Source organism: Halorubrum shenae (genome assembly GCF_051194165.1).
In the GTDB taxonomy this organism is placed as follows: domain Archaea; phylum Halobacteriota; class Halobacteria; order Halobacteriales; family Haloferacaceae; genus Halorubrum.
This window is the reverse complement of the sequence record NZ_JBLZNI010000006.1, coordinates 196853-208627: the sequence shown is the minus strand read 5'-3', so window position 1 is coordinate 208627 and position 11775 is coordinate 196853. Positions and strand designations below refer to the sequence as shown.

Annotated in this window: 14 protein-coding genes; 11 read left to right on the top strand and 3 right to left on the bottom strand. The window is 65.3% G+C overall.

Annotation, left to right across the window (positions count from 1 at the left end):
• Positions 1 to 267: 267 nt before the first annotated feature.
• The 3 genes from ACNS88_RS09770 to ACNS88_RS09760 all read right to left on the bottom strand — a co-directional run bounded on the left by ACNS88_RS09770 (position 268) and on the right by ACNS88_RS09760 (position 2786).
• A complete protein-coding gene (locus tag ACNS88_RS09770; RefSeq protein WP_435096544.1) occupies positions 268 to 1011 on the bottom strand; it encodes a DNA polymerase sliding clamp in 744 nt (247 codons plus the stop codon).
• Positions 1012 to 1072: 61 nt separating this feature from the next.
• Positions 1073 to 1288 (bottom strand): hypothetical protein, encoded by a 216-nt coding sequence (locus ACNS88_RS09765; RefSeq protein ID WP_435096541.1) that lies wholly within the window; start codon positions 1286 to 1288, stop codon positions 1073 to 1075.
• A gap of 118 nt (positions 1289 to 1406) precedes the next feature.
• Positions 1407 to 2786 (bottom strand): phosphoglucomutase/phosphomannomutase family protein, encoded by a 1380-nt coding sequence (locus ACNS88_RS09760; RefSeq protein ID WP_435096538.1) that lies wholly within the window; start codon positions 2784 to 2786, stop codon positions 1407 to 1409.
• Positions 2787 to 3222: 436 nt separating this feature from the next.
• Here ACNS88_RS09760 and ACNS88_RS09755 point away from each other — a divergent pair, with 436 nt between their 5' ends.
• From ACNS88_RS09755 to ACNS88_RS09705, 11 genes are all read left to right on the top strand, one after another.
• A complete protein-coding gene (locus tag ACNS88_RS09755; RefSeq protein WP_435096535.1) occupies positions 3223 to 3762 on the top strand; it encodes an NADPH-dependent FMN reductase in 540 nt (179 codons plus the stop codon).
• Positions 3763 to 3825: 63 nt separating this feature from the next.
• Positions 3826 to 4197, top strand: a complete 372-nt coding sequence (locus ACNS88_RS09750) for a rhodanese-like domain-containing protein (RefSeq protein WP_435096532.1) — start codon at positions 3826 to 3828, stop codon at positions 4195 to 4197.
• 105 nt (positions 4198 to 4302) lie between these two features.
• Positions 4303 to 4842 carry a Holliday junction resolvase Hjc gene (gene hjc / locus ACNS88_RS09745; protein WP_435096529.1) on the top strand — a complete coding sequence of 180 codons (540 nt, stop codon included), beginning with the start codon at positions 4303 to 4305 and terminating at the stop codon, positions 4840 to 4842.
• Between the two features lie 69 nt (positions 4843 to 4911).
• On the top strand, positions 4912 to 5862 hold the full coding sequence (gene rio1 / locus ACNS88_RS09740; protein ID WP_435096526.1) for a serine/threonine-protein kinase Rio1: 951 nt from the start codon (positions 4912 to 4914) through the stop codon (positions 5860 to 5862).
• Between the two features lie 102 nt (positions 5863 to 5964).
• Complete coding sequence (locus ACNS88_RS09735; protein WP_435096523.1) at positions 5965 to 6507, top strand: KH domain-containing protein; 543 nt, start codon at positions 5965 to 5967, stop codon at positions 6505 to 6507.
• A gap of 109 nt (positions 6508 to 6616) precedes the next feature.
• Complete coding sequence (locus ACNS88_RS09730) at positions 6617 to 6754, top strand: hypothetical protein (protein WP_435096520.1); 138 nt, start codon at positions 6617 to 6619, stop codon at positions 6752 to 6754.
• 173 nt (positions 6755 to 6927) lie between these two features.
• Positions 6928 to 8577 (top strand): thermosome subunit alpha, encoded by a 1650-nt coding sequence (thsA, locus tag ACNS88_RS09725; RefSeq protein WP_435096562.1) that lies wholly within the window; start codon positions 6928 to 6930, stop codon positions 8575 to 8577.
• Between the two features lie 310 nt (positions 8578 to 8887).
• Positions 8888 to 9544: a lactate utilization protein gene (locus ACNS88_RS09720; protein WP_435096517.1), complete on the top strand. Its 657-nt coding sequence runs from the start codon at positions 8888 to 8890 to the stop codon at positions 9542 to 9544.
• An 892-nt stretch (positions 9545 to 10436) separates the two neighbouring features.
• Entirely contained in the window at positions 10437 to 10712 is a 276-nt protein-coding gene (locus ACNS88_RS09715) for a DUF8103 family protein (RefSeq protein ID WP_435096514.1), read from the top strand.
• A 76-nt stretch (positions 10713 to 10788) separates the two neighbouring features.
• Positions 10789 to 11082, top strand: coding sequence for an ArsR family transcriptional regulator (locus tag ACNS88_RS09710; protein ID WP_435096511.1), 294 nt, complete (start codon positions 10789 to 10791; stop codon positions 11080 to 11082).
• Between the two features lie 245 nt (positions 11083 to 11327).
• Positions 11328 to 11576 carry a helix-turn-helix domain-containing protein gene (locus tag ACNS88_RS09705; protein ID WP_435096508.1) on the top strand — a complete coding sequence of 83 codons (249 nt, stop codon included), beginning with the start codon at positions 11328 to 11330 and terminating at the stop codon, positions 11574 to 11576.
• The last annotated feature ends 199 nt before the right edge of the window (positions 11577 to 11775 follow it).

Here is an 11775-nt window from a genome sequence, read left to right as displayed (position 1 = left end):
ACTCACTTCGAGTCCGTGTCTGCAAGTCACGTCGTGGAAACGGGAAGCCTCGGGGCTTGACCCCGAGGCGATTCACCTATCGGGAGACGGAACAGGCCGTGAGACCCGTCGTTCGTCTTAGGAACAGACCCGTCACCCATGAGACATCCGATGAGGATCTCGCGAAGGTACGTGGGAATTTTGGGGTAGTCACAGCTTCCGCGTGCCCAGTGACTACCGACTCGCTTGAACGATTTTCCGCATTCTGGGCACGTTTCCCTAGGAAATTTAGTCGCTCTGAATGCGAGGGGCTAGCATATATGTTGTATGCCCGAGCCCCTCGGCGAACCCGTAGTGGAGCTTGACGGGGAACTCCTCGCCGAGTTCGATGGTAACCTCGGCGTCGCCGGGGATCGCTTTGTTCATGTCCTTGAGGTAGTCGAGGCTGAACAGCGAGTCGGCGGGCCCAGCGGTCAGCGCGATGAGGTCCTCGCGGGCGAGTTCGAGGTCGACGTCGTCGGTGTCGCCCTCGGCCTCGATGAAGAACGCCTCGTCGGCCTCGTCGACGCGCAGGCGGATGTGGTCGGAGACCATGTCGGCAGCCTTGATACCGCGGTTGATCTGGGCGCCCTCGACGACGATCTCGGAGGCGAGATCGAGGTCGGGGATGTCCGGCTCCTGGCGGATTGAGTCGGGGTCGATGAGCGCGAGGGTGTACGAGAGCCCGTCGATCTCGATGTGGAGCTTGCGGGTCTCCTCGTCGAGTTCGAGGTGGATCAGGTCGCCGGAGTTGGCCATCCCGGCGATGTCTTCCAAGCGGGCGAGGTTGACGCCGATGACGCCGCCGTCGGCCTCGTAGGATTCGAACGCCGCCGCTTCGAGGGTGAGGTCGACCATGCCCACGTTGGCGGGATCGACGGCCCGGATGGAGAGCTCCTCCTCGTTGAGGCGGATCTTACACTCGTCGACCAACACGCTCACCGAATCGAGCGCGTCCTGTAGCGTCGACGCGCCCACGATGGCCTTGAACATATACGGTCAGCTAGGGCGGTATCACCTAAAAAGGCACCCGATCGGACCGGCACGGAAACGCTCAAAGCGACCGGATCAGCCGGGCGATGACGACCGCCAGCGTGATCACAGTTCGCAACAGTCGAAGCCGTTCGAGCCGGTACGCGAGGGGTTCCGGGTCGTCGTCGGTTTGGTCTTCCGGTGGCGGGTCGTCGTCGCGCGACCGCGGTCGGTCGTCGACGTCGACGCGCTCGACATCGATACCGTCGGCTCCGGGGATGGATGCATCGTCGGTCATTGGTGGGGCACGGCCAGCTGACAGGCCGTACACGACAATACAGAGTTAATTTATAAGTATCTGAGCCGAACGCAAAGCGAAACTGAAAGTCGTTGGACGCCCGTCCCCCTCTCGACGCTCAGATCAGCGGCTCGACGATCTCCCGTCCCTCGGCGAGGAGGGTCTCGACCGCGGCGTCCGAGTCGGCCTCGGCGTACACCCGGAGCTTCGGCTCCGTGCCCGATGGGCGGACGAGCAGCCACGAGCCGTTCTCCAAGAGGAGCTTGAAGCCGTCGAGGGTCACGACCTTCGCGACGCCGTGCCCGGCGACCGACTCGGGGATGTGGTCTTCAAGTTCGTCGAGGACGCCCGCTTTGCGGTCGTCGGGGCAGTCGAGCGACACCTTGCCGGACGCGATCTGCCCGTGTTCGTCGAGCAGGCGGTCCACTCGGTCGTCGAACGGCTCCGCGGCGTGGGTGCCCGCGGCCAGAAGCGACATCAACACGCCGTCTTTCTCGCGAACGTGGCCGCGGAGGGTGAAGCCGCCCGACTCCTCGCCGCCGAACAACGCGTCGTGGTCGCCCATCGCCTCGGCGACCCACTTGAAGCCGACCGGTGTCTCGTACACCTCCTCGCCGTTGGCTTCGGCGATCCGGTCGACGAGGAACGTCGTCGAGACGGTGCGGACGGCGGGACCGGAGTCGTCCTCCAAGAGCCGGTCGTAGCAGGCGGCGTAGAAGAGGTTGGCGTCGAGGACGCCGCGTTCGGGCGTGACGACCGCGATCCGGTCCGCGTCGCCGTCGTTGGCGATCCCGAGATCGATATCGCTGTCGGGGTCCGTGACGCGGTCGGCCAGCGCGTCGAGGTGTTCGGCCGAGGGCTCGGGCGAGTCGCCGCCGAAGGTCACGTCGCGCTCACAGCGCAGCCGGACGACCTCGGCGCCGGCCGACTCGAGGAGGGCGTCGGTGACGCCGCGCCCGCTCCCGTGCATCGCGTCGTACGCGACCGTGAGTCCGTCCAGATCGGCGCCCACAAGCTCGTGAGCCGCGTCGGCGTGGTCGCTCACGAGGTCGACTCGCGAGATCTCGCCGCGCTCGGCCTCGGGGATGAGGTCGGGCTCCGCGAGCCGGTCGACGATGTCCTCGGTCGCGTCCGGCAGCGCGGGGGCGCCGTCGCTCGGAATGAACTTCACGCCGTTGTACTCGGGCGGATTGTGCGAGGCGGTGACCATGCACGCGCCGGCGAGCCCGCGGTTGACGATGGCGTACGCGATCACGGGCGTCGGCGCGTCGCGCTCGGGGAGGAGCACGTCGAAGCCGTTGCCGGCGAACACCTCGGCGAGGCTCTCGGCGAATCCCTCCGATGTCTCCCGGGCGTCGTAGCCGACCGCGATCGGCTCGTCGTGGCCCGCTGCGTCGAGGTGGTCGGCGACCGCCTGCCCCACGATTCGCACGCGCTCGTCGGTGAAGGTGTCGAGGGTAGCTCGCCAGCCGTCCGTGCCGAAGGCAATCTGATCCATATCCCATTGGTCGGCGGCGGGGACAATAATGCCCGGTGTCCCCTGCCCGGTCGCGAACGTTGCAGGAACGGGCTGGCGGTGGCAGTTTATAAATAAACTGCGGTGGCGCGTGCCTTCGAGCGCCCACCGGGCGCGAGGAGCACGCGCGAGGGAGTCGCGAGCGATGTGGGCGACCGGAGGGAGCCCCGAGTGAGCGACGAGGCTGGGGAGGCGTGAGGCCGCGGTTGCGGTGCGGTTGGGTGGGACTCAAAGGGGCAGTCGCCGGCGCTCCGCGCCGGCTACCAGAGGCGCGAAACGCCTCGCGGCTGGGGCTTTGGAGGAGTTCAGCGCCGATCCACTGTCAGTGGCTTATAAGCGAGCGGTTGAACCGTTGAACACGTTCATCACGGAGCCATCGACCGCCCGCGTTTTTGTCCTCTGACACCGAACGCGACGTATGACCCGAATCGCCGCTATCTCCGGTAGTCGCCGGGAGGCGAGCACCACGCGAGCCGCGTTGGCGGTCGCGCTCGACGCCGCGGCCGATGCCAGCGCCGAGACGGACATGATCGATCTGGGCGCGGTCGACCTCCCGCTGTACCACCCGGACGAAGACGTGCAGGGCGACAGCGAGGCCCTGACGCGACGCGTCCGCGAGGCCGACGGCGTCCTCGCCGGCACCCCCGTCTACCACGGCTCCTACTCCTCGACGTTTAAGAACTTCCACGACTTCTGTGGCTTCGACGAGTACGAGAACACCGCGGTCGGACTCCTCGCGACCGCCGGCGGGGGATCGTACGGCGGGGCGCTCGAACACCTCCGGTCGACGTTCCGGAACGTCCACGCGTGGACGGTTCCCCACGAGGTCGGGATCGAGGGTGCGTCGGGGCGCGTCGAGCCCGGCGAGGATCCGCGGGTCACCGACGACGACCTCCGGGATCGCACCGAGCGGCTGGGCCGGGTCGTCGTCGAACACGCGGAGCGGCTGCGGGAGTGAGCCGTCACCGCGGCGGCGACCGCGAGCGGCAGGGATTTGTGCGACGAGACAAACCTTCCGTCGATGGGTCGTATGCTCCCCGACGAGTTGGCCGAGCGCCTCGGAACCGACGACGAGCCGTTCCTGTTGGACATTCGTCCCGAGTCGGCGTACGAGGACGGCGCGATCGACGCGAGCCGAAACGTGCCCGTGTACGACGACCTCCGGAGCGGCGACGAGTCGGTCCTCCGGAGCCGGCTCGACGACCTCCCGGACGACCGAGAGATCGTCACCGTCTGCAAGATGGGAATCGTCGCCAAGCAAGCGACGAGCGTCCTCGACGAGGCCGGCTACGACGCGTCGACGCTCGCGGGCGGGATGAGCGGGTGGAACGGGTACGAACGCGACTCGCTGGGGTACCGGATCCGGTCGCTGTGGTGGCGGCTTCGGGGATGACGGAACACGGAGCGGCGTCGGGGATGACGCGGCCCGCCTCGACCCGCCGCCCTTTTGACCGGCTCGCGTCTACGACGGGCATGACCGAACCGGGGGACGACGACCGTGTCCGCTAACCGGAAGGGCGACCGCCGCGAGCGCGAGCTGGTGAACGCCCTCGACGACGCCGGATTCGCCGTGATGCGCGCGCCGGCCAGTGGCGCCGCGACGGAACGGGAGCTGCCAGACGTGCTCGCGGGCGACGGCGAGACGTTCTACGCGATCGAGGCGAAATCGAGCGCGGGCGACCCGATCTACCTCACCGGCGAGGAGGTGGAGGCGCTGCTCTTCTTCGCGCGAAACTTCGGCGCGAAAGCGCGGATCGCGGTGCGGTTCGACCGCGAGGACTGGTACTTCTTCCACCCCGGCGACCTGTACACCACCGACGCCGGGTCGTATCGGGTAAAAAAGGAGACCGCGCTGGCTGAGGGGACCGACTTCCCCGAGTTCGTCGGCGAGACCGAGAAGGTGACGCTCGCCGAGATCGGTGCCGACGGTGGGGACGGCGGAGGCGGAGTCGATCCGGAAACGGAGGAGCGCCGGGAGATTCTGGAGGCGGTTCGAGACGGACACATGCCGGTCGAGGACGCGATCGACGTGCTGTGACCTGAGCGCGGAGCGCGGGCGCCCCCGGACCCCCTCGCTTATCCCTCGTGGCGTCGAACCGTTAGGCGAATGAGCGAGGAGTTCGTCCTGCTAGAGCCCGACGAGCAGCCCGGCGACGAGTGGGAACAGCTGGACGTCTCCGACACGGAGGCGGACCGGATCGCCCGCAAGCAGGACCGGGAGTTCGACGAGTTCCGCAAGCGGATCAAAAACACAGAGCAGTTCAAACTGCAGGAGTCGGTGTTCGACGACGCGACGCTGGCGGCGGTGTACAAGCTCGTGCAGGACGGCTACGTCGACGCCTTTGGCGGCCCGGTGTCGACCGGAAAGGAAGCGAGCGTCTTCGAGGCGCTCGGCGGGCAGGCGGGCGAGCGGCCGGAACCGGGCTCGGCCGCGGCCGGAGGCGGTCCCGAGGGCGTCCATCCGGAGCGCGAGGTCGCCGTGAAGGTGTACCGGATCAACTCCTCGAACTTCCGGCAGATGCGCGACTACCTCGAGGGCGACCCGCGGTTCGACGGGATCGCGAGCGACAAGAAGGCGGTCGTGTTGGCGTGGACCCGCAAGGAGTTCGCGAACCTCGAACGCGCGCGCAAGGCCGGCGTTCGGGTGCCCGAGCCGATCGCGGTCCAGCGGAACGTCCTCGTGATGGAGCTGGTCGGGCACGCTGAGGACCGCGCTCGGCGACTGAACGAGGTCGACGTGGAAAACCCTGAGACCGCCTACGAGGTCGTCCGCGAGTACATGCGTCGGCTCTTCCGTGCCGGGCTGATCCACGGCGACCTCTCGGAGTACAACATGATCATCCACGAGGGCGAGCTGGTGATCATCGACATGGGACAGGCCGTGACGGTCCACCATCCGAACGCCGGGGAGTTCTTAGAGCGCGACTGCGAGAACGTGGCGACCTTTTTCACCCGAGAGGGGATCGACGTCGACCCCGACGACCTCTACGAGTACGTGACGGAGGCGGAGTCGGACGGGGAGCTAGAGCCCGAGTCGACCGCGGACTCCGACGCGTAGATCCCGGTGATCTCGTCGTCAAGCCCCCGAAGAACACCGTCACGCGGCCCCACGCCGTTCGCGCCGGAACATGTTTAAAAGGCTTGGACGGGTATTCGCCGTATGCAACACGTGACGGTTCCGCAGGACCGTATCGGCGTCGTCATCGGCGCCGGCGGCGAGACGATGCGGGAGATAGAGGAGCAGGCGAACGTTCGACTCGACATCGACTCGGAGTCGGGCAGCGTCGCTATCGAGGAGCGCGACGACCCGGTCGCCGCGTTGGTGGCCCCGGACATTATCAAGGCGATCGGACGGGGCTTCAAGCCGGAGACCGCGCTGTCGATCCTCGATCACGACCTCCGGACGCTCGACCTGATCGATCTTTCCGAGCACACCCGCAACGACAACGACCTCCAGCGCAAGAAGGGCCGAATTATCGGTGAGAACGGCCGCACTCGGGAGCTCATGGAGGAACTGTCGGGCGCGAACGTCGTCGTCTACGGCTCGACCGTGGGCGCTGTCGGCCAGCCAGAGGAGCTCGAAGTCGTCCGCCGGGCGGTCGGGATGCTGCTGGACGGAGCCCCGCACGGTGCGGTGTACTCGTACTTAGAGCGGAAGTCGAACGAGCTCGACGACGACGTGAACTTTAATGCGCCAAAGTGATCGAACAGGTCTCTTGGAGTCGTCGTCGACGTCGCCGTCGTTGTTCGTTTATAAATGGCCGTTATCGGTGGTGCGGTGAACTCGGCCAAAGCCCCAGTCGCGAGGCGCTATGCGCCCGTCCGACTCCAACGAGGGACCGACGGTCCCGCTGGCAGCCGGCGACTCTGCCGCCGGCGACCTCGCGGGCTCTTCGTCGTCCTTCGGGCGCTCGAAGGCGCGCCACTGGAGTTCATTTATAAATACTTGAGCTCTCAACGCTAGATCTGGAGTTATATAAAAAGGCCCGTGTGAACGTTCCTCATACTGCCCGGTACTCCCCACCGTGTTGCGTTTTCGCACGGACCGAGCAAAGGGTTTATATAGAATCACAAACAATCAATGGTTGTAATGTCACAGCGCCAGCGGATGGGCAATCAGCCCATGATCGTACTTTCCGAGGAGTCACAGCGTACCTCCGGAAAGGACGCTCAGAACATGAATATCACGGCCGGCAAGGCGGTCGCGGAGTCCGTCCGCACCACGCTCGGCCCGAAAGGGATGGACAAGATGCTCGTCGACTCCGGCGGGTCCGTCGTCGTCACGAACGACGGCGTCACCATCCTGAAGGAGATGGACATCGACCACCCGGCGGCCAACATGATCGTCGAGGTCTCCGAGACGCAGGAAGAGGAGGTCGGTGACGGCACCACCTCCGCTGTCGTCGTCGCCGGTGAGCTCCTCGATCAGGCCGAGGAACTCCTCGATCAGGATATCCACGCGACCACGCTCGCACAGGGGTACCGTCAGGCCTCCGAGAAAGCCAAGGAAATCCTCGAAGAGGACGCCATCGACGTCTCCCCGGACGACCGCGACACGCTCGTCCAGATCGCCGAGACGGCGATGACGGGTAAAGGCGCCGAGAACTCCAAGGACCTGCTCGCCGAGCTCGTCGTCGACTCCGTCCTCGCGGTTCAGGACGACGACAGCATCGACACGGACAACGTCTCCGTTGAGAAGGTTGTCGGCAGCTCGATCGACCAGTCCGAGCTCGTCGAGGGCGTCATCGTCGACAAAGAGCGCGTCGACGAGAACATGCCCTTCGCGGTCGAGGACGCCGACGTGGCGCTGTTCGACGGCGCCATCGAAGTGAAAGAGACGGAGATCGACGCCGAAGTCAACGTCACGGACCCCGACCAGCTCCAACAGTTCCTCGACCAGGAAGAAGAGCAGCTCCGCGAGATGGTCGACCACCTCGTCGACATCGGCGCCGACGTTGTCTTCGTCGGTGACGGCATCGACGACATGGCCCAGCACTACCTCGCGCAGGAAGGCATCCTCGCCGTCCGCCGCGCGAAGTCCGACGACCTCAAGCGCCTCGCCCGCGCGACCGGCGGCCGCGTCGTCTCCAATCTCGACGACATCGAGACGGACGACCTCGGCTTCGCCGGCTCCGTCGCCCAGAAGGACATCGGCGGCGACGAGCGCATCTTCGTCGAGGACGTCGAAGAGGCCAAGTCCGTCACCCTCATCCTCCGCGGCGGCACCGAACACGTCGTCGACGAGGTCGAGCGCGCCATCGAGGACTCGCTCGGCGTCGTCCGCACGACGCTGCTCGACGGGCAGGTCCTGCCCGGCGGCGGCGCCCCCGAGGCCGAGCTCGCGCTGCAGCTCCGCGACTTCGCCGACTCCGTCGGCGGCCGCGAGCAGCTCGCCGTCGAGGCGTTCGCCGACGCGCTGGAAGTCATCCCGCGCACTCTCGCCGAGAACGCCGGTCTCGACCCCATCGACTCGCTGGTCGACCTCCGCTCCCGCCACGACGGCGGCGAGTTCGGCGCCGGTCTCGACGCCTACACGGGCGACGTGATCGACATGGAGGCCGAGGGCGTCGTGGAGCCGCTCCGCGTCAAGACCCAGGCCATCGAGTCTGCGACCGAGGCAGCCGTCATGATCCTCCGCATCGACGACGTCATCGCGGCCGGCGACCTCAAGGGCGGCGGCTCCGACGACGGCGGCGACGAGGGCGGCCCCGGCGGCGCGCCCGGCGGCATGGGCGGCATGGGCGGCATGGGCGGTATGGGCGGCGCGATGTAGAGTTCGGAGAGGACACACTCACCCCCCACCGACCGCAACCGCTTCGCTGGACCGACCCGCCGACCGACCGTCGCGCGCCCGTTTCGGGCCTCGACGACACGCACTTTTTATCGACGACCGATCGCGTAGCCGTCGGCTCGCGGTTCGACGGATGAGCGGTCGCTCCGCCGACACGACGATAACACCGATGTAACCACCCGACACGGGTGTTCGCGAGTCGTTAAGTGTCGTCCGCGCCTGCATTCTAGCAACTGGGCGGGCTCGTCGCAAACGTGCACGATGCGGCGCGACCCGTTCACTTTGACACATAATGCCACAGCAGAAAGCGGACTACGCAGACGACACCGAGATCGACGAGGCGCTTGACCAGCCGGCAGACGACGAGACCGTCGAGAAGACGGTCGCGAACCTCGAGGAGCGCGGCTTCGAGGTCGTCGTCGTCGACTCGGCCGACGAGGCGCTCGACGCGGTACAGTCGCAGATCCCCGCGGAGGCCTCCGTGATGAACGGTCACTCGACGACCCTCGAAGAGATCGACTTTGACGAGTATCTCAGCGACGGCGACCACGAGTGGGAAAGTATCCCCGACCAGATCTGGAGCATCGACGACGACGCCGAGCGACAGACCGCGCGGCGGGAGTCGCAGACGGCCGACTACTTCCTCGGCGGCATCAACGCGGTCGCGCAGACGGGCGAGCTCGTCGCCGCCGACCTCTCCGGTAGCCGGATCGGGGCGTACCCGTTCGCCGCCGGCAACGTGGTCATCGTCACGGGGACGAACAAGATCGTCCCGACGCTGTCGGACGCGCTCGACCGGCTGGAGTCGGTCGCCTACCCGCTGGAGAACGAGCGCGCACAGGAGGCGTACGGCGTCGAGTCGTCGATCGCCAAACAGCTCATCTACCGCCGCGAGACCGAGGAGGGCCGGACGACGGTCGTCCTCGTGCGTGAACAGCTCGGGTACTGATCCCGGAACGCGCCTCGCTATCCAAACGGCGAGGCGGCGTGCGCTTTCTCTCCGGTTTTCACGTTTGTGAGCGGCGGCCCTGGCTGCGGTGCTGATCGCGGTGTCGGTTGTAGTATCGCTTGCGGTGACAGTACAGGTCTACGAGACCCTCGCAAGTGGTGAAGCACGGGTCAGTCGGAACCACGCACAAGCAGACAAGTCGGACTCGAACGAGAAAGTCGGACCGCGACTGGGGTAGACGGGTACGCATCGGTACCCCATCCGTTTGAGCGGTACAGTCCCTATAAAACGGTGCTCGCGACGATAGCCGTGGTGATGACGAGCAGTGCGACGAGGAGAACGAATCGGACGTGTCGATGGACACCGGCCCTGTCCTCCGCCGAAAGAGCACTACCCGTTGTCACGAGCGACCGCAACTCCTCTCGTCTCATCGGTCGGGCCGGGAACGCGTGTACGCGGTAGCCAGTCGGTGCATATGCATATTACACACGTTACTATGGTCGATCTACTAATAATTTGGTTCGGTATCTACTAATAGTATCTGACGAGGATCGTGGAACGACCAGTGTGCGCTGGCCCATCCTGACTATCGACCGAACGTTGATGCTAGGAGAAGATTAATGTGAAAATAGATACTACTGGTATCCGTGAAATGAGGTCGGTTCAAGCCTCTCGACGTGCCAGCGCAGATCACGAGCGCATACGGTCACAACCCAGCGGCTTGAACCGGATCCGGGCGGGTCCGATGAACCCGTACCCCTCCCCTCATCGGCTCCGTACACGGCCGCCATGACCTCAACGTGAGGTGGACGATACCGTTGTTTTTGCGAGATACCTTAATAATAATGAATTTCCAAAAACTATTTATGATATCGTTATTATATCTAACACGATGGGTGACAAGGCGGCGCAAAACGGTGATCTGCAGATGACTATCAGCGAGGAGACGGAGCCGGAGCTGGATTGGGCCGTGATCAAGTCCCTCATGAGCGCGCAGTCGAACACGAACACGTCACTCGAACAATACCTGTTGTATGTGACCCACGACGAGTTCGACCTCGACAGACAGAACGTGAAGCACTGTCTCTCGCAGGCGATCGACCACCACGAGCGGGCGCTCGAAGATTTACGAGTCGCCCGCGAACTCGTTTCGGACGAAGACACCTGAGACGTGTCGTTTTGTTGTATATTTTTCGGCGAGAACTCTAGAAGGTTATATATGCATCGAGTCTATTCTTTCGATGATGCGTCTGACTGTACCGACCGATTTCGAGATCTTGCAGATCCTTTCTAACGGGAGACGTAACAACGCGATTAACATCGCGGCCCATCTCGACAAGAATCGGTCATACGTCAACACGCGGCTGCCGGTGTTGGCCGACTACGAGCTGCTCAATCGCGTTGGGCCGGCGCCGAACAGCGGGCTCTACGAGATCACCGACTTGGGGCGGATCGCGGCGCGTCACCGGGAGGAGTACGAGGCCGACGACGTCGACTTCGAGGCGCTGATCGATCGGAAGCTGGCAGCTCGGGAGTAGGTCGGGACTGGCGGCGGCGCGGTTGCGGTGTGCGGTTGGAGCGTGCGGTTGCGGTGTGCAGAAGAGGCGACACGTCGACGCTGAACCGTTCTGCGGACCGAGAGTGGAACGCGAGAGAAGGGTGTCCGCCGGAGGGTTCGATCCGAGCGGCGCCCCGATCGGGTGTCGCGGGGGCGCGCCAGCGCCCGTCGACTCCTGATAGTGAAACCAGATGTTGTATATACCGGTAGTATATACTGTGGCACGTGATACCGATCGCGAACGCGTTCGATCTGATCGTGTTACGGTGTCTCTCGGAGGACGGGGGCGGCAACGCGGCGGCGGTCGCGCGGCGACTCGGTCGGTCGCGCCCGTACGTGCGCACGCGACTAGTCACGCTCGCGGAGACCGGCTACGTGCGGACACACGGTTCAAAGCCGCGGTCTCAGTCGTACGAGCTCACGCCGACGGGCGCGGCCGTGGCCCGACGCGTGGACTCGATGGCGGACGCGTAGCGCCGCGGGGCGAGTGAGCTGGTCGGCGCGTCGATCCGCGGGGCCTCGATCGCGGGTCGGCGGTTTCGGGGCGGCGATCGTCGGGAGGTTCGATCGGCGTCCAGCGGGGCAAAAACGCGTTATTCGGGTGTTAACAGGGCCTTACTGCTGGTTATACTGTCCCTATATACTGACGGTAGATATGAGTGGTTAGCTTAGC